This window comes from Nocardiopsis aegyptia (assembly GCF_013410755.1).
Classification (GTDB): Bacteria; Actinomycetota; Actinomycetes; order Streptosporangiales; family Streptosporangiaceae; genus Nocardiopsis; species Nocardiopsis aegyptia.
Genome location: NZ_JACCFS010000001.1, coordinates 5,004,338 through 5,024,748 on the forward strand (window position 1 = coordinate 5,004,338; position 20,411 = coordinate 5,024,748).

General features: G+C 71.3%; 21 protein-coding genes. 12 read left to right on the forward strand and 9 right to left on the reverse strand.

From position 1 onward, the window contains the following. Positions 1-104: 104 nt before the first annotated feature. The 7 genes from HNR10_RS22350 to HNR10_RS22380 all read right to left on the reverse strand — a co-directional run bounded on the left by HNR10_RS22350 (position 105) and on the right by HNR10_RS22380 (position 8,030). Positions 105-1,673: a glycerol-3-phosphate dehydrogenase/oxidase gene (locus tag HNR10_RS22350; protein ID WP_179826601.1), complete on the reverse strand. Its 1,569-nt coding sequence runs from the start codon at positions 1,671-1,673 to the stop codon at positions 105-107. A 359-nt stretch (positions 1,674-2,032) separates the two neighbouring features. Continuing rightward, on the reverse strand, positions 2,033-2,782 hold the full coding sequence (locus HNR10_RS22355; RefSeq protein ID WP_179826603.1) for an MIP/aquaporin family protein: 750 nt from the start codon (positions 2,780-2,782) through the stop codon (positions 2,033-2,035). A gap of 204 nt (positions 2,783-2,986) precedes the next feature. Beyond that, positions 2,987-4,486 carry a glycerol kinase GlpK gene (glpK, locus tag HNR10_RS22360; RefSeq protein ID WP_179826605.1) on the reverse strand — a complete coding sequence of 500 codons (1,500 nt, stop codon included), beginning with the start codon at positions 4,484-4,486 and terminating at the stop codon, positions 2,987-2,989. Positions 4,487-4,940: 454 nt separating this feature from the next. Further along, complete coding sequence (locus tag HNR10_RS22365; protein WP_179826607.1) at positions 4,941-5,732, reverse strand: IclR family transcriptional regulator; 792 nt, start codon at positions 5,730-5,732, stop codon at positions 4,941-4,943. A 149-nt stretch (positions 5,733-5,881) separates the two neighbouring features. Next, positions 5,882-6,892 carry a threonine aldolase family protein gene (locus tag HNR10_RS22370; RefSeq protein WP_179826609.1) on the reverse strand — a complete coding sequence of 337 codons (1,011 nt, stop codon included), beginning with the start codon at positions 6,890-6,892 and terminating at the stop codon, positions 5,882-5,884. A gap of 47 nt (positions 6,893-6,939) precedes the next feature. Continuing rightward, entirely contained in the window at positions 6,940-7,347 is a 408-nt protein-coding gene (locus HNR10_RS22375; RefSeq protein ID WP_179829896.1) for a MarR family winged helix-turn-helix transcriptional regulator, read from the reverse strand. Between the two features lie 50 nt (positions 7,348-7,397). After that, positions 7,398-8,030: a type 1 glutamine amidotransferase family protein gene (locus HNR10_RS22380; RefSeq protein ID WP_179826611.1), complete on the reverse strand. Its 633-nt coding sequence runs from the start codon at positions 8,028-8,030 to the stop codon at positions 7,398-7,400. A 195-nt stretch (positions 8,031-8,225) separates the two neighbouring features. Here HNR10_RS22380 and HNR10_RS22385 point away from each other — a divergent pair, with 195 nt between their 5' ends. From HNR10_RS22385 to HNR10_RS22395, 5 genes are all read left to right on the forward strand, one after another. Continuing rightward, positions 8,226-8,483, forward strand: coding sequence for a caspase family protein (locus HNR10_RS22385; protein WP_246406367.1), 258 nt, complete (start codon positions 8,226-8,228; stop codon positions 8,481-8,483). Positions 8,484-8,550: 67 nt separating this feature from the next. After that, positions 8,551-8,682: a hypothetical protein gene (locus HNR10_RS31805; protein WP_281390152.1), complete on the forward strand. Its 132-nt coding sequence runs from the start codon at positions 8,551-8,553 to the stop codon at positions 8,680-8,682. A 17-nt stretch (positions 8,683-8,699) separates the two neighbouring features. Continuing rightward, complete coding sequence (locus tag HNR10_RS31390) at positions 8,700-8,915, forward strand: hypothetical protein (RefSeq protein WP_246406369.1); 216 nt, start codon at positions 8,700-8,702, stop codon at positions 8,913-8,915. A gap of 123 nt (positions 8,916-9,038) precedes the next feature. Beyond that, positions 9,039-9,329 carry a hypothetical protein gene (locus tag HNR10_RS31395; protein WP_246406371.1) on the forward strand — a complete coding sequence of 97 codons (291 nt, stop codon included), beginning with the start codon at positions 9,039-9,041 and terminating at the stop codon, positions 9,327-9,329. A 243-nt stretch (positions 9,330-9,572) separates the two neighbouring features. Beyond that, positions 9,573-10,949 (forward strand): GntP family permease, encoded by a 1,377-nt coding sequence (locus HNR10_RS22395; RefSeq protein ID WP_179826613.1) that lies wholly within the window; start codon positions 9,573-9,575, stop codon positions 10,947-10,949. A 15-nt stretch (positions 10,950-10,964) separates the two neighbouring features. Here the strand turns inward: HNR10_RS22395 and HNR10_RS22400 are convergent, their stop codons facing one another. Further along, on the reverse strand, positions 10,965-11,693 hold the full coding sequence (locus HNR10_RS22400) for a FadR/GntR family transcriptional regulator (protein ID WP_179826615.1): 729 nt from the start codon (positions 11,691-11,693) through the stop codon (positions 10,965-10,967). Between the two features lie 137 nt (positions 11,694-11,830). On the opposite strand from HNR10_RS22400, the gene HNR10_RS22405 reads away from it, so the two are divergent. Continuing rightward, positions 11,831-12,346, forward strand: a complete 516-nt coding sequence (locus tag HNR10_RS22405) for a gluconokinase (RefSeq protein ID WP_179826618.1) — start codon at positions 11,831-11,833, stop codon at positions 12,344-12,346. A 99-nt stretch (positions 12,347-12,445) separates the two neighbouring features. Continuing rightward, entirely contained in the window at positions 12,446-13,123 is a 678-nt protein-coding gene (locus HNR10_RS22410; protein WP_179826620.1) for a hypothetical protein, read from the forward strand. Positions 13,124-13,339: 216 nt separating this feature from the next. Here the strand turns inward: HNR10_RS22410 and HNR10_RS22415 are convergent, their stop codons facing one another. After that, positions 13,340-13,774, reverse strand: coding sequence for a hypothetical protein (locus tag HNR10_RS22415; protein ID WP_179826622.1), 435 nt, complete (start codon positions 13,772-13,774; stop codon positions 13,340-13,342). 340 nt (positions 13,775-14,114) lie between these two features. Here HNR10_RS22415 and HNR10_RS22420 point away from each other — a divergent pair, with 340 nt between their 5' ends. The 5 genes from HNR10_RS22420 (at position 14,115) to HNR10_RS22440 (ending at position 20,237) form a co-directional block, all read left to right on the forward strand. Beyond that, positions 14,115-15,785: an ABC transporter substrate-binding protein gene (locus HNR10_RS22420; RefSeq protein ID WP_179826624.1), complete on the forward strand. Its 1,671-nt coding sequence runs from the start codon at positions 14,115-14,117 to the stop codon at positions 15,783-15,785. Positions 15,786-16,013: 228 nt separating this feature from the next. After that, positions 16,014-17,018, forward strand: a complete 1,005-nt coding sequence (locus HNR10_RS22425; RefSeq protein ID WP_179826626.1) for an ABC transporter permease — start codon at positions 16,014-16,016, stop codon at positions 17,016-17,018. Next, positions 17,018-18,040: an ABC transporter permease gene (locus HNR10_RS22430; protein WP_179826628.1), complete on the forward strand. Its 1,023-nt coding sequence runs from the start codon at positions 17,018-17,020 to the stop codon at positions 18,038-18,040. Before HNR10_RS22425 ends, HNR10_RS22430 begins: the two co-directional genes overlap by 1 nt. 2 nt (positions 18,041-18,042) lie before the next feature. Continuing rightward, entirely contained in the window at positions 18,043-19,104 is a 1,062-nt protein-coding gene (locus HNR10_RS22435; RefSeq protein WP_179826629.1) for an ABC transporter ATP-binding protein, read from the forward strand. Continuing rightward, entirely contained in the window at positions 19,101-20,237 is a 1,137-nt protein-coding gene (locus tag HNR10_RS22440) for an ABC transporter ATP-binding protein (protein WP_179826638.1), read from the forward strand. The genes HNR10_RS22435 and HNR10_RS22440 overlap by 4 nt, the downstream gene beginning before the upstream one ends. The last annotated feature ends 174 nt before the right edge of the window (positions 20,238-20,411 follow it).

Here is a 20,411-nt window from a genome sequence, read left to right on the forward strand (position 1 = left end):
GGGTCTGACGGCCGAGCGCCGCTCGGAGACGAAACCTCGTACGGGGAACCCCCGTCCGCGGGGGCGCCGGGCGGGCGCGGACGGGGTCCGCGCCCGCCCGGCGCTCAGCCCTGGAGCAGCTCTTCGGTGCGTCGGCGCACCTCGGGTGTGTCCAGGCCGCGGACGGTCACCGTGGTGCGGCGGCGCAGGACGTCGTCGGCGGTCACCGCCCACTCGTGGTCGCGGGCGAACACCACCTGGGCCCAGATGTCGGGGCCGTCGGCGTGCACGCGCTCGCCCAGTTCCGGCTGTTCACGGACCAGGGCCGCGATGTCCAGGGCCAGGCTGCCGTAGTGCGAGGCCAGGTGCCGCGCGACCAGCGGGTCCATCCGCGCGCCCGGGTCGCGGTCGATGATGATCCGCTGGGCCACCGCGTCCGGGCTGGCCAGACCGGGCAGGGGGACCGTGCGCAGCGGGTCGGCCATGTCCTCGGCCAGCGGCACGGCGGAGACGCGGCGCAGCTCCTCCAGGACGGTCCGGCCGATGTGGCGGTAGGTGGTCCACTTGCCGCCCGCGACCGACAGCATGCCGCCGCGGCCCTGGGTGACCACGGTCTCCCGCTTGGCGGTGCTGCTGGAGCCCGGGCCGCCCGGCAGGACCCGCAGTCCCGCGAACGAGTAGCTGATGTGGGCCGGGTCGAGGTAGGGCGCGTCGATGCCCAGGGCCGCCTCGCCCAGGATCTGGTCGATGTCGGACTGCACGACGCCGACATCGGCGGGGTCGCCGGTGAACTCCTCGTCGGTGGTGCCCAGGAGCAGGCGGCCCTCCCACGGGATGGCGAAGGAGACACGGTACTTGTCGACCGGGATCGTCAGCGCGGCGCGCCACGGCTCCGGGGTCTTGAGGACCAGGTGGGCGCCCTTGGACAGGCGCACGCTGGGCGCCGCGTCCGGGTCCTCCAGGCGGCGCAGGCGGTCGACCCAGGGGCCGGTCGCGTTGAGGACCAGTCGCGCGTCGATCCCGAACTCCTGGCCGCCGACGCGGTCGCGCAGGTCGGCCCCGGTGACCCGGCCGCGCGTGCTGCGCAGCCCCACCACCTCGGCGTGGTTGAGGACGACCGCTCCGGCGTCCACCGCGGCGCGCACGCTCATCACGGCCATGCGGCTGTCGTTCATCTGGTGGTCGCTGTAGGCCGCCACCGACTTCAGGCCGTCGGTGCGCAGCCCCGGGGCCAGGCGGTGGGCCTGGGCGGGGGAGAGCAGGCGGCCCATGCCGTCGCCGAACGCCGACAGCGCGGAGTACAGGAACACGCCCGCGCCCATCTTGGCGGCGCCGTGGGGGCCGTCCTTGTAGATGGGGACCAGGAACGGCATCGGGTTGACCAGGTGCGGCGCCACGTCGGAGGCGAGGGAGCGGCGCTCCTTGTGGTTCTCCGCGACCAGGCGCACGTTACCCGTCTGGAGGTAGCGCAGGCCGCCGTGGACCAGCTTGGAGGAGGCGCTCGACGTCGCCCCGGCGAAGTCCCCGGAGTCGACCATGGCCACGCGCAGGCCGGCCTGGGTGGCGGTCCAGGCGACGGAGGTGCCGAGGATGCCGCCGCCGATCACGAGGAGGTCGAAGGTGCCTCGCGTGAGCTCCTCGCGCGTGCGCGCGCGTGAGGAGGTGGTGTCGTTCTGGTGGGCTTTGACTGTCATGGCTGGTGCTCCAACCGATCGGGAGGGATGGCGGGGATCCGCGCGGTCACCTGAACGGGCTCCACGTTTCAGGAGGGTGTCCACTGCATAATACGACAATGCCGAACGACAGTGAAGATCGGCCACCTCTCTGCTGGTGGAAGTTCTGAAGATCGGTGCTGAGTCCGAGGTTTTCGTGACTGGTAGTGGCTGGAGTGGCCTGAGTGGTCACTGTCTGCTCATGTTGTGCGGCATTGTCGAACCTGGGTCGGTGGGAGCGTGTGTGCCGGCTCCGGCTTCTCGTCCGGACACGGCGAGGGGCGCCCGGCTCGGTGTGCCGGGCGCCCCTTCGCTGCGCTTCTGACGGGACCGCGGTGGGATCAGGCGGCGAAGCCGGCGAGCCGCCAGATCCAGGCGCCGAGGACGCCACCGACGATCGGTGCGACGACCGGGATCCAGGCGTAGCCCCAGTCGGAGGAGCCCTTGCCGGGGATGGGCAGCAGGGCGTGCGCGATGCGCGGGCCCAGGTCGCGGGCCGGGTTGATCGCGTAGCCGGTCGGGCCGCCGAGGGACAGGCCGATCGCCAGCACCAGCAGACCGACGAGCAGCGGGGCGATACCGGTGCTGAACAGGCCGGCCAGGTCGACCTCTCCCTGGGAGATGTGACCGGAGTTGGCGCCGATGCCCAGGATGCCCAGGAGCAGCATCGCGGTACCGATGACCTCGGTGATGAAGTTGGCGACCGGGTGGCGCACGGCGGGAGCGGTGCTGAAGACGGCGAGCTTGGCGTCGGGGTCGTCGGTGTGCTTCCAGTGCGCGAAGTAGGCCAGGTAGACCAGGACCGCGCCGGTGAAGGCGCCGGCGATCTGGGAGGCGATGTAGCCGGGCACCAGGGACCACTCGAAGTCGCCGATGCTGGCCAGACCGATGGTGACCGCGGGGTTGATGTGGGCGCCGCTGGTGGTGCCGGTGACGTAGACGGCCATCGCGACCGCCATACCCCAACCGAACGTGACGACGATCCAGCCCGCGTTCTCGGACTTGGACTTGGCCAGCACGACACCGGCGACGACACCGCCGCCCAGCAGGATCAGGATCGCCGTTCCGACGAACTCTGCCAGATAGACCATGGGGACCTCCGCCCCTCGAGGGGCAGCCGGGTCACGGGAGGGCCGGCCGTGTCGGCGAGGGACTGCCGGACACGGGCATCATCGGACCCACCCGTCACATGATGGGATGGAAGGGACACGGACCGTGCCCCGGGACCGCGCCCAGGGGTTCCGATGGGACCAGGGCCCCTGGGCGGCGGTTGATGTGGAGGGGAGACCCCCGGGTTACTTCTCGTCGTCGCGCTCGACCCAGTCCAGGGTGCGGCGCACGGCCTTCTTCCAGTTGTGGTACTCGCGGTCGCGGACGTCGGCGTCCATCTTCGGCGTCCACTCGGCGGCCTTGTGCCAGTTGGCGCGCAGGGTCTCCACGTCGGGCCAGTAGCCCACGGCCAGACCCGCGGCGTAGGCCGCGCCCAGGCAGGTGGTCTCGGCGACCATCGGGCGCACGACCTCGGCGTCCAGGACGTCGGACAGGATCTGCATGAGGAGGTTGTCGGCGGTCATGCCGCCGTCGACCTTCAGCGAGGTCAGGTCGATCTGGGAGTCGGCGTTCATCGCGTCGACCACCTCGCGGGTCTGCCAGGCCGAGGCCTCCAGGACGGCGCGGGCGATGTGGCCCTTGTTGACGTAGCCCGTCAGGCCGGCGATGACGCCGCGCGCGTCGCTGTCCCAGTGCGGGGCGAAGAGGCCGGAGAAGGCCGGGACGATGTAGCAGCCGCCGTTGTCCTCCACCGTGCGGGCCAGCGTCTCGATCTCCGGAGCGCTGGCGATGAGGCCGAGGTTGTCGCGCAGCCACTGCACGAGCGAGCCGGTGACCGCGATGGAGCCCTCCAGGGCGTACACGGCGGGCTCGTCGCCCAGCTTGTAGCCCAGGGTGGTGAGCAGGCCGTTCTGGGAGGTCACGGGCTCGGTGCCGGTGTTCATCACCAGGAAGGTGCCGGTGCCGTAGGTGCCTTTGACATCGCCCGGGTCGAAGCAGGTCTGGCCGAACAGGGCGGCGTGCTGGTCGCCCAGGGACGAGGCGACGGGTGTGCCGGCGAGGTAGCCGCGGGCCTGGCCGTAGACCTCGGAGGAGGAGCGGATCTCGGGCAGGACGGCCGCGGGGATGTCCATGGCCTCCAGGACGCCGTTGTCCCACTCCAGGGTGTGCAGGTTCATCAGCATGGTGCGGCTGGCGTTGGTCACGTCGGTGACGTGGCGGCCGGTCAGCTTCCAGATGATCCAGGTGTCCATGGTGCCGAACAGGACCTCGCCCCGCTCGGCGCGCCCGCGCAGGCCCTCGACGTTGTCCAGGAGCCAGCGGAGCTTGGGGCCGGAGAAGTAGGTCGCCAGCGGCAGGCCGCAGGTCTCGCGGAAGCGGTCCTGGCCCTGGTCGCCGCCGAGCTCGCGGGCGAGGTCACCGGTACGGGTGTCCTGCCAGACGATGGCGTTGTGGACGGGCTCGCCGGTCTCGCGGTCCCAGACGACGGTGGTCTCGCGCTGGTTGGTGATGCCGATCGCGGCCACCTGGTCCGGCGTGATGTCGCTCTTCTGGAGGGCGTTCTTGACCACGACCTCGACGTTGGCCCAGATCTCCATGGCGTCGTGCTCCACCCAGCCCGGCTGGGGGAAGATCTGGCGGTGCTCGCGTTGGTCGACCGAGACGATGCGCCCGTCACGGTCGAAGAGGATGCAGCGGCTCGACGTGGTTCCCTGGTCGATCGCGGCGACGTACTGCTGACTCATCGGGTGCTCGCCTTCAGGTGGACGGCTCTGGGGTGGGTGGGCGGACGGGGAGGGTGCCGCGGCGGTTCGGCGCGGTCTCGCGTGTACGAGGCCGCCTCCGGTGGGCCGCTGACGTGTGAACCCTTCTCAACTCCGCACGATGTACGACATTGACGCACGATTAGGCGCTAGTTTCATCCGTCTTTCCTTCCCATGTCAAGGCCGCGTGACGCAATCGTGTCGCGTGGGTCACTGCTGGGGGTGCCCATCACGCTTCCAGAGCCGGGCGGGGCAGGGAAGCGCACCACTCCGGCGGGGGTTCCTGATAAATCCGGTGAAGGGTTGTGAAGGAGTGGGTCTCCGGCGCACGCCGAGCCGCCCTCCCTGTGACCAGGGCGGGTGCTCGATGGCGGGGCGCGGGCGTGTCCGGGGCGGCGGGCCCGTACGGGGGTGGCAGGCCCGCACGGGGGCGGCGTCAGTAGGGGGTGACGCCCAGTTCGCGGGAGATGGCGCGCGCGGCGTCGCGCACGTAGGAGACCTGCTCCATGTCGGGCTTGCCCTCCGAGCTGGCCAGGCGTTCCACGGCGCCGCGCACCCCGATCGCGCCCACGGTGACCCCGCGCCGGTCGCGGATGGGCGCGGCGATCGACACCTCGCCCTCCACCAGTTCCTCGACCTCCCAGGCCCAGCCGCTGTCGCGGACCTCGACCAGCTGTTGCTCCAGGACGGCGGGGGAGGTGACGGTGTGGCGGGTGAAGGAGGTCAGGGTGAGGGCGTCGCCGTTGTCGGCGGTCGCGGGGTCCTCGTCGGGTACGGCGAGGGGGTCGAAGGCCATCAGGGCCTTGCCGATGGCGGTCGCGTGCAGCGGCAGCAGCGTCCCCACGTCCAGGGTCTGCGCGGAGGAGTCCGGCCGGAACACGTGGTGCACGATCAACACCTGCCGCTTGTGCAGGGTGCCGATCCGTACGCTCTCCCCGCTCCGTGAGGCGAGGGTGTCCGCCCAGTTCAGAGCCCGTGTGCGCAGCTCGTTCCCGTCCAGGTAGCGCGTGCCGAGACTGAGCATCCCGCCGCCGAGCCGGTAGTGGCCGGACTCGGGATCCTGTTCGACGAAGCCCACGTGCTGGAGCGTGCGCAGGATGCCCAGGGCGGTGCCCTTGGGGAGTTCGAGCGACCGGGAGATCTCCGCGAGGCTCAGCCCTCTGGCGCCGCTCGCCAGCAGGCGCAGGATGGCGGCCGCGCGTTCGATGGACTGGATTCTTCCCGGCATTGCGGTGCTACCACTCTCTAGTACGACAATGTCATACGCCGAATGCTACTACGCGTCGTGACGCGCACCACCCCCGGGCGACGGACACGTCCGCGGGACCGGCACAGTGTAGCCGCGGGCATCCGCCCTGACCTGGGCGGGTGCCGCGGTCACAGCTGCGCCGCGGCCTTGGAGATCCGCTGGGCGGCCTCGGCGACGTCGCCGTCGGTGATGTCCAGGTGGAGCACGAGGCGGATGCGCGATCCGTCGCCCAGCGCGGCCACCCCGTGGTCGGCGAAGGCGTCGACGTACTCCGCCGCCCTGCCCGCGGGGGTGTCCACCAGGACCATGTTGGTGGCCGCCGCGGCCGACAGGCCGGGCAGCTCGTCGATACGGGCGGCCAGCAGCTCCGCGCGCTCGTGGTCGGCCACGATCCGCTCGCGGTGGTGGCGCAGGGCGTGCAGCGCCCCCGCCGCGATGATCCCGGCCTGGCGCATCCCCGCGCCGAGCAGCTTGCGGCCCCGGCGGGCCCGCAGCACCGTGTCGGCGTCACCGGCCAACGCGGAGCCCACCGGCGCGCCCAGACCCTTGGAGAAGCACACCGAGACCGTGTCGAAACCCTCCGCGACCCGGGCCGGAGCGACGTCCAGAGCGGCGGCGGCGTTCCACAGCCGGGCGCCGTCCAGGTGGGTGCGCATACCGTTGCGGTGCGCGAAACCGGTCACCCGGCGCTGCTCCGCCAACGGCACCACCCGGCCGGTGAAGGTGTTCTCCAGCCACAGCAGCGAGGGCTCGGCCCGGTGCACGTTGCCCTGGCGGGCGCCCGCGAACCAGGACTCCAGCTGCGCGTCCGAGGGCACCACGCCCTCGGAGAAACACCGCGGCTGGACCCGCGACAGGACGGCCGAGGCCCCCTGCTCGTCCCCGATGAGGTGGTGGTGCTCGTGCGCCCACACCTCGTCGCCGCTGCGTGTGGACACGTAGAGCCCGAGCTGGTTGGCCATGTGGCCCGAGGGAACGTACAGCGCCGCCTGCGCGCCGAGCAGCGCGGCGGTCTCCTCCTCCAGCTCCCGGACGGTCGGGTCCTCGCCGAACACGTCGTCGCCGACCTCGGCTTCGGCCATCGCCCGGCGCATGGCCTGGGTGGGGCGGGTGACGGTGTCCGAGCGCAGGTCGATCATGGCGGGCTCCTTGGCGTGGGGTTCCCACCGAACATAACCGGCGCCGGTCAGTCCCCGGTGACCCGGTCCAGCGCCTCGGAGAGCGAGCGCAGGGCCGTCAGCGCCTCCTGGGCCTCCTCGACCCCCATCTCGGCCACCAGAGCGTCGGCGAACCGGGCGTGGTCGGGGCCGATCCTGCGCACCGCGGCCAGCCCGGCGTCGGTGGGTCTGAGCAGTTTGGCCCGGCTGTGCGCCGGGTTGGGCCGGTACTCGCACAGGCCCTGCTCCACCAGCACGTCGGCGATGCGCTGGACGCTCTGGCGGGAGGTGCCGAACCGGCGGGCGATGGCGGAGACCGGCAGCGGCTCGTCCAGGACCGCGCCCAGGACCTGCCACCGTGCGGCCGTCAGCCCGCCCGCGCGCGCCAGCTCCTCGGCCACGCCCAGGATCTGGCCGTTGAGGCGGAAGACGCTCATCGCGGTCCCGCTGAGCAGGGCGGCGTGGTCGGTCGCCGCCGGCGCCCGGCTCACGCCTCCTCCTGCAGGACCATGTACGCCGAGGCGTCGTGCTGGGCGAACAGCCGGTGCCAGGCGTCGACGATCCGGGGCTGGTGCAGGTCCAGGCGCAGGAAGATCTGGCGGGCGAACTCGACCGGCGCGGTCGGGTTGGCGGTGATGAGGTCGCCGTCGGTGACAGCGAGGTCGTGGCGGTAGCGGTCCGCGCCGGCGTAGCCGGTGGCCTGGAGGTACTCCGGGACCGCGCTGGTGTGGTCGCGGTGGTCGAGCAGCCCCTCGCGGGCCAGGCCGGCGGTGGCGCCGCAGATGGCGGCGACCGGCACGCCCGCGTCGAGGAAGATCCCGGCGGCGGAGGCGAAGGGCGCCAGGGATTCGGGTTCGGTGTCCCAGCCGGTGGCGCCCGGCAGGATCAGCATCGCGCTCGCGGTGGGCTTGAGGTCGGTGAGCGTGATGTCGGGCAGGACCGTGAGGCCGCCCATGGTGGTGACCGGCGCGCCGGTGAGCCCGACGGTGACGACGTCGTAGCGCCCGGGCTGGCGCTGCCAGTCACCGGAGCGGATCTGGGACACCGCGTGCCCGATCTCCCAGTCGGCGAGGTCGTCGTAGACGGCGAGGTGGACGGTGGTGGCGCTCTCCGTGTTCATGACAACATCCTGTCAATACGACAGCATGTTGTCAATAGTGGAGCGTTGGCGGCCCAGAGGTCCGCGGGAGGGATTCATGATCCCGGAGAGACCGGAGGCGTGTGGGCATAATGGGGTGAGTTTCGGCTATCCGTCCTTTTCGGGCGACGCGAAATTACAGATAACCCCACGGCGAAAACCGGAGAGGTGGGCCCCTTGCCGAGCGGAACCGGTCGTCGCTTCTTCGTCGCCATCGGCGTCTCCAGGTACCGGAACCTCCCTGAGGAGCAGCAGTTGGGCAGGGTCGGCGCGGACGTGCGCGCGGTCCGGGACCTGTTCACCGCATTCGACTACGAGCCCGTTCTGGAGGGCATGGGCGGATACGAGAGCGCGAACGACATTCGCGAGAAGATCAGGCGCTGGGTCGCGGACGTGGACCTCACCGACGAGGACGTGGTCGTTCTTTATCGGTGATCGCCACCTCCTGGCCACCGGCTCGGACGACGGGACGATCCGGGTCTGGAACCACGCGGCCCGCGCGGTGGTCGGCGAGATCGGCGTGGGCAGCTGGATCAACGACATGGCGGTCACCGGGGCCGGTGACCTCTATGCCGCCACCGACTCCGGGGTGGTCGCGCTCCGGATCGATCCGAGTTCGTTCACCACCCCCTGATCCCTGGAGGAGCCCACGTGGCCCGGATTGTTTGTGTCCACGGCATCGCTCAGCAGTTCGAGGGCGCCAACACCCTGCTGTCGGAGTGGCACCCGGCGCTCGCCGACGGGGTCGAACGGGCCGGGACGGAGATCGCGGCCGAGGACGTCGCGATGGCGTTCTACGGCGATCTCTTCCGGCCCGAGGGGCACCGGTCCGCTTCGGTGCCCCCAGTTGGGTGCAGCGCGCACTGACCTCGCTGTCCCACCACCGCGCCTTCGCCGGGGTCGCCGATCGGGCGATGGTGGCCGACCTCAAGCAGGTGCGCGCCTACCTCACCGATCCGGAGACCAGGGAGCGGGCACGGGAACGGGTCCGTGAGCGCATCGGACCCGACACGCGGCTCGCCGTTGGGCATCGCCGGACTGATCTTCGACCGCCTCGCACCCGCGCCGGTCGGCGGTCGGGGTGTCCGGCCGCGGGTGGTGCGTGCGTGGACCAACGTGGCGGACCGGCGCGACGTGGTCGCCCTGGTCAAGGAACTGGAACCGCTGTTCGGGGGGATCGACGACGTGCCCGTGGACAACGGGCCGAAGGCGCACGACGCCGTGCCCTATCTGACGTCGAAGGAGGTCGGCCGGGCGGTGGCGGCTGCCCTGGCGGGTTGAGGGCGGGTCGGCCGTGCGTCGTGATCGGGCCCCGGGGAGCGGTTTACCCCGGGGCCCGACGTGCGGGAACGCCTGTGGGGAGGGGGTTGTGGGTGACGCGGGTCTCAGCGAAGTAACAGATACGAACGCGCGGGTTCACAGAAGCTCACAAATGGTATTACCATTGCCGATGTTCGTTTCCAGCGTGGGTCAGAGCCGTTAACGCGGCGGCCACCGCACCACCGTCCACTGGAAGGCTCCGTCGTGGAGAACTTCGAGCCCGTCTACGGCACGGGTCCCCTCCTCGGGATCGCGGCGGGCGCCATCGCGCTCCTGCTGCTGTTGATCATCCGCTTCCGACTGCACGCGTTCGTCGCGCTCGTCCTGGTCAGCGTCCTGACCGCCCTCGCCACCGGCATCCCGGTCTCCGGGGTGGTGCCCACCCTCCTGGACGGGTTCGGCGGCACCCTCGCCAACGTCGCCCTCCTCGTGGGCCTGGGCGTCATGATCGGCCGCCTGCTGGAGATCACCGGAGGCGCCGCCGTCCTGGCGGGCGCCCTGATCAGGCTCTTCGGTGAGAAGCGGGCACCACTCGCCCTCGGCGTGGCCTCGTTGCTCTTCGGCTTCCCGATCTTCTTCGACGTCGGCCTCATCGTCATGCTGCCGATCGTCTTCAGCGTGGCCCGCCGCGTGGGCGGGTCCGTGCTCACGTACGCCCTGCCCACGGCCGGTGCGTTCGCGGTCATGCACGCCTTCGTGCCGCCGCACCCCGGGCCGGTCACCGCCGCCGTGGAGATCGGCGCCGACATGGGCCTGACCCTCCTGGTCGGCCTGGTCCTGGCCATCCCGACCTGGTACCTCTCCAGCTACCTGTTCGGCCTGTGGGCGGGCAAGCGGTTCGAACTCCCCGTGCCCGACGACATCCTGGCCGACGGCACGGTCAAGCACGAGAACCCGCCGCACCTGGCGACCGTCCTGGGCCTCCTGCTGCTCCCGATGCTGCTGATCTTCGGCAACACCGGCACGTCCACGCTCGTCGCCACCGGCGCCGTCGCCGAGGACGCCCTCTGGGTGCAGGTCCTCATGCTGCTCGGCCAGACCCCCATCGCGCTGCTGGTCACGCTGCTCGCCGCGATGGTCGTGCTCGGCAGCGGACGCTTCAGCCGCACCCGCGTGGAGGAGATCGTCGGCGGCGCGCTCGGCCCCGTGTGCGCCATCATCCTCATCACCGGCGCCGGCGGCATGTTCGGCGGCGTCCTGCGCACCAGCGGCATCGGCGAGGCGCTCGCCGGGACGCTGGAGGAGACCGGCCTGCCCGTGATCGTCGCGGCCTTCGTCATCGCCCTGGCCCTGCGCGTGGCCCAGGGTTCGGCGACCGTCGCCCTGACCACCGCCGCCGGTCTGATCGCCCCGGCCGTGCACGCCAGCACCGGCCTGTCCTCGATCGACCTGGCGCTGGTCGTCGTGGCCATCGCCTGTGGCGCCACCGCGTTCTCGCACGTCAACGACTCGGGCTTCTGGCTGGTCGGCCGCTTCCTCAACATGGACGTCAAGACCACGCTGAAGACCTGGACCGTCATGGAGACGCTCATCGGCTTCGTGGGCTTCGGCCTGGCCTTCGGCCTCAGCCTTGTGGTCTAGGGCGGATGCCTCCGCTCAGGAGGACGGCGCGTCGTCCGGCTCGGATGGCGTGTCGTCCTCCAGGGCGGTGGACACCTCCGTGACGATGGAGCGCATCGCGGCCTCCGCGACGTCAGGAAGCCCGTCCCGGATGGCCTGGGCCACCGCCAGGTGCAGGCGCAGCGCCTCCGGGCGCGGCGTGAGCGGCATCAGGTGGTAGGAGGTCCGCCCGACCAGGACCTCGGCGACCACCTGGGCCAGCCCGGCGAACATCTCGTTCCCGGAGAGTTCGAGGATGCGGCGGTGGAAGGCGATGTCCAGTTCGAGGAAGGTCTCCAGGTCGCCCGCACGGCCGGTGGCGGCCATCTGCTCGGCCACCACGGCCAGCTGGGCCCGCTCCTCGGCACCGCCGTGGCGGGCGGACAGGGCGGCCGCCGCCGGTTCCACGGCGGCACGCAGTTCGTTGAGGGAGCGCAGCTGGACCATCCGGCCGTCGCCGGCCAGCCGCCAGCGGATGAGCTGGGGGTCGAAGATGTTCCACTCGCCGCGGGGGCGCACCCGGATGCCGGTGCGGGGGCGGCTGACCACGAGCCGCATCGACTCCAGCACCCGGACGGCCTCGCGCGCCACCGTGCGGGAGACGCCGAAGTCCTGCTCCAGCCCCTGGAGGGTGAACGTGTGGCCCGCGGCGTACTCGTCCCCGGCGATGGCGGGCCCGAGCACGGCCAGCACCCGGTTGTGCAGCGTGCGGTGGTCTGTCGCCATCGTTCCCGTACTCCTGTCGGCTCCGTCCTCGACCGATTCCGGCCAGTCGTCAGCCTGAAGCCTAGCCCGAAAGATTGATATCACTATTAGTGGTGCCCGTTGCCGACGTGTGCGCGGGCCCACGACACGGAGAGACCATGCACTTTGTCTTCATGGGCGTCTCGGGTAGCGGGAAGACGACCGTGGCCCAGACCGTGGCCGAGCGGCTCGGCCTGCCCTTCGCCGAGGCGGACGCCTTTCACCCCCGGGCCAACATCGACAAGATGTCGGAGGGCGTGCCGCTGACCGACGACGACCGCTGGCCGTGGCTGCGCGAGCTGGCCGGCTGGATCGCCGCGCACGAGGCCCGCGGCGAGCACTCGGTGATGGCCTGCTCCGCGCTCCGGCGCGACTACCGCGACGTCCTGCGCGGCGGTGCTCCCGGGGTGTACTTCCTGCACATGGACGGTCCCGAGGACGTGATCCTCGACCGCATCGCCGCGCGTCCGGACCACTTCATGCCGCCCGCGCTGCTGCGTTCGCAACTGGACACCCTGGAGGCGCTGGAGCCGGACGAGGAGGGTGCGGTGTTCGACGTGCGGCTGGACGTGGACACCCTCGTCGAGGGGGCGCTGGGCTACGTCGAGCAGCGGCTGGGGTCGACCTACGCCTGACCGGCGGGGCCGCCGCCCCGTGTGGTGGAACGTTTTTGTTACGTATATGCCGTGGTGGGCGACTTGTGCGAGTGCGGTCGACACGCGACCCTGGTCGGCATGCACGATTCCGTTTCGTCCCCCGCCCCGGCCCCCGCGGAGGTACACACCGACAAGAACGACAAGCCCGACCAGGCCGAGGCCGCTGACACCCGGAGCGGCGCCGCCCCGACCGACGAGCCCACGACCGACGGGCCCCGGGCCGCCGAGCCCACGGCCGACGACTCCCGGGCCGTCGCGGCCGGCCGGCGCGTCCCGCTCCGGATCCCGGCCGGCCTCACCTCGCTGCCCCGCGTCGACGCCCGGCGGCTCTTCACCTCCCGACGCGCCGGACAGCGGCCGCCCGCGGACGTGACGCAGACCGCCGGCGTACTGTTCGCCGCGCTCCCGGTGGGCGCGCTCCAGGCCTTCCTGGTGTGGTCCGTGCTGGACACCGGTGTGCCGGACCGCTTCCTGGCACCCATGTGGACCCTGGTGGTCGGCGCGGCCGTCGTGGGCGCGGCCCTGGCCGGGACAGCGATCCCCGTGCGCCGGGCGGTGCCCGCACCGTTGTGGACGGCCCGCGTCCTCGCCGTCGTCGCTCTGTGCGGGTCCGCCGCCGCGCTGCGGCTGGCCGCCCAGTTCGCGGACACGGCCCTCATGCTGGCGGGCTTCCTCTCCGCGATGCTCGCCATCACGGCCAACATCGCCCTGTGGAGCACCGAGGTGCGCCGCTGGTACGGAGTGCGCGACTCCTAGCGAGTCCCGTGACTCCCGCGCGCCACGGTTCCCAGCGCGGCCCGCGACTCCCGCGCGCCTCGCGCACGCCCCGCGACCCCAGCGGAGCGCGCGGCGCCCGCACAGCCGCGACGCCTGGCGCGGCGCGGCGAGGGGGCGGGCGGTCCGGTTCCACTCCCGGCCCGCCCGCCCCCTCACCCTCGCGCGGCGGACACCCGCCCCGCCGCGCCACAGGCCCTAGACGGCCTGTTCGTGTACTTCATCCCCTTCGTCCTCCTCGGCGCCGTCGGCGATGACGTGCAGCCGTGCCAGGTGCTCGCTGTCGTCCTCCCCGTGGCGGGAGACGTACAGCTCGCGCGCCTCGTCGGCGATGTCGGATGTCTCGTCCTCGAAGCCGTAGTCGACCAGGTCGTCGAGCAGGTCCAGGGTGCGGTGGAGGGCGTCGCCGTCGTCCTCCTCCTCGTCCTCGGCCGCGGGCACGTGGTCGACGACGGCGGCCAGGGTCGCGGCCCTGGCCTCCTCGACGGCACTCTCCGCACCCGCCGCGGCGGTCAGGCGGATACGGGTGATGGGGTCCTCGTCGGCCACCAGCATGAGCTGTTCGGCCAGCCAGGAGGTCTCCTGGCCTTCGAGGAACGCGGTCAGGTCCGCGTCGTCAAGGGGAGTGGTCATGGCCAGATCATAGGACGCTTCCGGCCCCGGTGCGCAGGGGTGGGAGGGGATCGGTGTGACGAATGGGAACCGAAATCGCCCGCCGCCATTCATCCGATGAGCCGATGAAAAACGGGTTTCTGCGCGTGTGCGGAAAGTGACAGGGGTATCGCACGGCGGGGGAGCGTGATATGGCCGCGCAGTTGTACACGATGTCGGGAAACGCGATCTATGGATCCCGGCACAGAACTGAAACGGTTGTATTAATACCCAGTCGTCTATCTTCACACCAGGACCGAGTTCGGTCTAGGGTCCACTCAATCGACGAGGGCCACACCCCCGGCCCGCATTGAGGTGGACCATGCTCAGGAAGTCTCCCCGAAAGCCGCTCGCCCTCCTGGCGGCGGCTACCTCACTCGCGCTGGTGGCGACAGCATGCGCGGAGAGTACGCGCGAAGGAGGTGGTGGTGCCGACTCCTCAGAGCCCTTCGTGTTCGCGGCCGCGGGCAGCATCAGCACCCTCGATCCCTTCCTCACCAGCGATGGTGAGACCTACCGATACAGCCGTCAGGTCTTCGAGACCCTGCTGCGCCACGAGTCGGGCGGCAGCGAGATCGTCGGCGGACTCGCCGAGGACTGGGAACAGTCCGAGGACGGAACCGTATGGACGTTCCACCTCCGTGAGAACGTGCAGTTCCACGACGGCGACGCCCTGGACGCCGAAGCCGTCTGCGCGAATTTCGACCGCTGGCACAACCTCACCGGCGGTTACCAGAGTTCCAACAACTCCTACTACTGGCAGTCGGTGTTCGGCGGGTTCGCGGAGAACGAGGACGAGGACATCCCCGAGTCCCGGTACGTTTCCTGCGAGGCGCAGGACGAGCTGACCCCGGTCATCACCATCACGGAATACTCCTCGATCTTCCCCGGCGGATTCAGCCTCGCGGCGTTCGGCATCATGAGCCCGTCCACCCTGGAGGCCATCGCCGACCAGGAGATCACCGGCGAGGAGGGCAACTACACGCTCCCCGAGTACAGCCAGGTCGCCGGGACCGTGGCCGGCACCGGGCCCTTCACCGTCGAGGAGTGGGACCAGGACCAGGACGAGGTCACCCTCCAGCGCTTCGACGACTACTGGGGCGAGCCCGCGGGCTTCGAGACCATGCTCCTGCGCGCCATCCCCGACGAGACGGCCCGCCGCCAGGCCCTGGAGGCCGGCGACATCCACGGGTACGACCTCGTGGCCCCCGCCGACGTGGAACCCCTGGAGGCCGCCGGCTTCCAGGTGCCCACACGCGACGTGTTCAACATCCTGTACATGGCCTACCAGCAGGAGGCCAACGAGGCGCTCGCGGACCTGGAGGTGCGCCAGGCCCTGGCGCACGCCGTCGACCGCCAGCGCATCGTCGACACGATCCTGCCCGCCGGCGGCGAGGTGGCCACGCAGTTCCACCCCGACACCCTCGACGGCTGGTCGCCGGACGTGCAGACCTACGAGTACGACCCCGAACTGGCCGAGGAGATGCTCGCCGACGCCGGCCAGGAGGACCTGACGCTGGAGTTCTGCTACCCGTCCGACGTCACCCGCCCCTACATGCCCGCGCCGCGCGACATCTTCGACGTCATCTCCGCGGACCTGGAGGCGGTCGGCGTGACCGTGGAGCCGGTCACCTACGAGTGGGCCGACTACATCCCGCGGACCAACTCCGGCGAGTGCCCGCTGTACCTGCTCGGCTGGACCGGTGACTACAACGACGCCTACAACTTCATCGGCACCTGGTTCTCCGGCTACAACAGCGAGTTCGGCTTCCGTGACGAGGACCTGTTCGAGGCCATGGCCGAGGCGAGCGGCAACCCCGACGACACGGAGCGCGTCGCCGCCTACCAGGAGCTGAACAACCAGATCATGGACATCCTGCCGGGGCTGCCCATCTCCAGCTCCCCGCCGTCCATCGCCTTCGCCGAGAACGTCAACCCGCCCGCGGTCAGTCCGCTCACCCAGGAGAACTTCGCCGAGGCCTCCTGGAAGTAGGGCACTCCCGCCCGGAAGGGCCCGGCCGGTCACCCAGGTGACGGCCGGGCCCCCACCCTGCACGCGGACACGCGCGTGCCCCCCACACGCGGACCGGCGCGTGCCACCCGGCGCCCCGGGCCACCCCCGCGGGCCGGGCCGACCCACCACCCTCCCCGACGGCGCCCGCCCCCATCCCGGCGGAGGCGTCCGCGTCACATCGTTCACCACTGACGAAAGGCGGCGAAGGTGCTGCGATTCATCGTCAGGCGAGTTCTCCAGCTGATCCCGACCCTGGTCGGACTCTCGATCCTGCTGTTCGTCTGGCTGCAACGGCTTCCCGGCGGTCCGGAGTACGCCCTCCTCCCCGACGACGCGACCGACCAGCAGCGGGCCTCGCTCCGGAGCTCACTGGGACTGGACGAGCCGCTCACGGTCCAGTACCTGTCCTTCCTGCGCCGCATCCTCCAGGGCGATCTGGGCACCTCCATCGCCACCGGGCGGCCGGTCCTGGAGGAGTTCCTCACCCGCTTCCCCGCCACGTTCGAACTCGCCGTGTCGGCCATGCTCATCGCCGTCACCGTCGGACTGCCGCTGGGCTACCTGGCCGCCCGCCGCCGCGGGACCGTGCTGGACTTCGCGGCCGTCGGCGGATCCCTGGTCGGCATCTGCACGCCGGTGTTCTTCCTGGCGTTCATCCTCAAGGTCGTCCTCGCCGAACGGCTCGGGCTGTTCCCGTCGGCCTTCCGGCTCTCCCCGGGGCTCAACCGCACCAACCTCAGCGGCTTCGCCGTCCTGGACGGGCTGCGCACCGGGGAGTGGGACGTGGTGGTCGACGCGCTCGCCCACCTGGTGCTGCCGGGCCTGGCGCTGGCCTCCATCCCCCTCGCGGTCATCGTCCGCATGACGCGGGCCAGCGTGCTGGAGGTGCTGGAGGAGGACTACGTCCGCACCGCCGACGCCAAGGGCCTGCACCGCAACACCGTGCGTACCAGGCACGTCATGCGCAACGCGATGCTGCCGGTGGTCACCGCCATCGGGCTGCTCACCGGAAGCCTCTTCGCCGGGGCGGTCCTCACCGAGAGCGTGTTCGCCTTCCCGGGGATCGGGTCGTTCATCTACTCGGCCACCCAGGAGCGCGACTACCCCGTGCTCACCGGGTTCATCCTGATCATCGCCACCGTCTACGTGTTCATCAACCTCCTCGTGGACATCTCCTACAGCCTCCTCGACCCGAGAGTGCGGGCCCAGTGATGACGACGCCACCGAGTCCCCAGAATCCCGCCGGCACCGGGACGAAGAGCGAGGCCGCGCCCCCGCTGGGCCGCAAGGCCGCCAAGGTCGACCGGCTCGCCGAGCTCATGGGCGAACGCCGCGACGACGGCCACGGGGCCGGCGTCTGGCGCGAGGCCCTGGCGCGCATGCGCCGCAGCCCCATGGCCATCTCCGGCGCCGTCATCGTCACCGTGTTCGTCCTCGTGGCGCTCTTCTCGCCGCTCATCGCCCCCTACAGCCCGACCGCGCAGACGTGGGGCGCGGAGGTCTTCCCCAACCGCAACGTGTTCGTCGGACCGCGCGCGGAGAACCTGCTGGGCCTGGACAACCTGGGCCGCGACCAGTTCTCCCGGATGGTGATCGGCGCCAGGCAGACCCTGCTGGTCGGCGTGGTCGCCACCCTCGTCGGATTCTGCGTCGGCGCCCTGCTGGGCGGTTCGGCGGGCGCCGCGGCCACCCTCGGCGGCGCCTGGGGCCGCCGGTTCGACAACGTGGTCATGCGCGTCATCGACATGATGCTGGCGCTGCCCACCCTGCTGCTGGCCGTCACCGTCGCCGCGCTCGTCGGCCCCAGCCTGACCACGGTCATGATCGCGGTCGGCGTCGCCCAGATCCCGATCTTCGCCCGCCTGCTGCGCGGCGCCATGATCTCCCAGGGCTCCCGCGACTACGTGCTGGCCGCCCAGGCGCTGGGTGTGCGCAAGCGCCGCATCGCCCTGGCGCACATCCTGCCCAACTCCATGGGCCCGGTGATCGTCCAGAGCACCCTCACCCTGGCGACCGCCATCATCGACGCCGCGGCCCTGTCCTACCTGGGCCTGGGCAACCCGGACCCGGCCTTCCCCGAGTGGGGCACGATGCTCGCCGACGCCCAGCGGTTCCTGTCCAGCGCGCCTTCGCTGGCCGTGTACCCGGCGCTGGCCATCATCGTCACCGCCCTGGGCTTCACCCTGCTGGGTGAGGCGATGCGGGAGGCCCTCGACCCGAAGGTGAGGAAGTGACCATGAGTTCCAGCACGCCGCTGCTGACGGTGGACGAGCTGTCCGTGGTGTTCCACCGCCGCGGTTCGGACGACGTCCGGGCCGTGGACGGGGTCTCCTTCACCCTGGAGGAGGGGCGGGTCACCGGCCTGGTCGGCGAGTCCGGCTGCGGCAAGAGCGTCACCTCGCTGGCCCTGATGGGCCTGTTGCCCTCGCGCGGGCTCACGGTCGGGGGGTCCGCCCGGATGCGGCTGCCCGAGGGTGAGACCGACCTGCTCTCCCTGTCCCCGAGCCGGATGCGCGACCTGCGGGGGGCGCAGCTGGCGATGATCTTCCAGGACCCGCTCAGCTCCCTGAACCCCGTCATCCCCATCGGCCTCCAGGTCACCGAGATCCTGCGGCGGCACCGCGGGCTCCGCGGCTCGGCCGCCCGCAAGGAGGCCGCCGACCTGCTGCACCGCGTGGGCATCCCCGACCCCACGCGGCGGCTCCGCGAGTACCCGCACCAGCTCTCCGGCGGGATGCGCCAACGCGCCCTGATCGCCATGGCGGTCGCCTGCCGGCCGAAGCTGATGATCGCCGACGAGCCCACCACCGCGCTGGACGTGACCATCCAGGCCCAGATCCTGGAACTGCTCAGGGACCTGGTCGTCGAGGAGGGCACGGCCCTGCTGATGATCACGCACGACCTGGGCGTGGTGGCGGGCCTGTGCGACGACATCAACGTGCTGTACGCGGGACGGGCCGTGGAGGCGGCGCCCCGGGGCCCGCTGTTCGCCGAGCCCACCCACCCGTACACGGTCGGGCTGCTGGGCTCGGTGCCGCGCCTGGACGCGCCGCGCGGCGAGCCGCTCACCCCCGTGCGCGGATCGGTCAACGACAACATCGCCTGGACGGACGGGTGCGCGTTCGCACCCCGGTGCGACCACTACACGATGAAGTGCCTGCGGGGCGCGCCCGAACTCGTGCACGCGTCCGAGGAGCACGCGCACCGGTGCGTGAACCCGCTCGCGGGCGAGCGGGCGGCGGACCGCGCCGTACAGGAGAGCCCGGCCGCGGTCGGCGACGAGGAGGCACGCGGATGAGCCTGCTGGAGATCACGGACCTCAAGGTCCACTTCCCGATCAAGCGCGGTGTGGTCTTCGACCGCACGATCGGCCACGTGCGCGCGGTGGACGGCGTCAGCCTGACCATCGAGCGCGGCCAGACCTACGGACTCGTGGGGGAGTCGGGCTGCGGCAAGACCACCCTCGGCCGGGCCGTGCTGCGGCTGGTCGACATCACCGAGGGCCAGGTGTGGTTCGGCGACCGCGACCTGGCAGGGCTGGACACCGAGACGATGCGCCGCGAGCGCCGCCACCTGCAGATGGTCTTCCAGGACCCGCTGGGCAGCCTCAACCCGCGGCAGAACATCGGCTCCATCCTGCTGGAGGGGCTGCAGGCGCACGGCATCGGCGGACCGGCGGACGACCAGGAGATGAGCCAGTCGGAGCGCCGGGCCCGCACGCTCCAGGACCAGCGGGCCCGCGTGGTGGACGCGCTGGAGCGCGTGGGGCTCTCGGCCAGGGCGCTGACCCGCTATCCGCACGAGTTCTCCGGCGGCCAGCGCCAGCGCATCGGGATCGCCCGCGCGCTGGTCCTGCGGCCCGACCTGATCATCTGCGACGAACCGGTGTCGGCGCTGGACGTGTCGATCCAGGCGCAGGTGCTCAACCTCCTGGAGGGGCTCCAGAAGGAACTGGGCCTGACCTACCTGGTCATCGCGCACGACCTGGCGGTCGTACGGCACGTCAGCGACGTGGTCGGTGTGATGTACCTGGGCTCGCTCGTCGAGGAGGCCTCCGGCGACGACCTGTACGAGACGCCGATGCACCCGTACACGCGCTCGCTGATGTCGGCCGTGCCGGTACCGGACCCGCAGGTGGAGGACGCCCGCGAGCGCATCCTGCTGGCGGGCGACCTGCCCTCCCCGGCCGCGCCGCCCCCGGGCTGCCGCTTCCACACCCGGTGCCCGTGGCGGCAGGAGGAGCGCTGCGACACCGAGCGGCCGGAGCTGCGCACGGTCAGGGGCACGCACAAGGTGGCGTGCCACTACGCCGAGCAGATCCTGTCCGGCGAGATCCGGCCGCGCGAGGAGTACGCCGAACGCATCGTCCACGGGACGGGTGCCGGTGCCGCCACCGCCACCGGCACCCGTAGCGGTAGCGGCACGACGTGAGGGGAGGGGCGGACGGGTCCGCGTGAACGCGCTGGTGGGCGGCCGGTTCCCCGGACGTCCCCGGCGCGGCGGAGCGGATCGCGGGCCCCGAATTCGCACGCACGGTGATCTGCGCGTTCCTCTGCGTGCAGTTCCGGTCTCATTTCGGTGACCTGTCGCAGGTGTGACTACTGC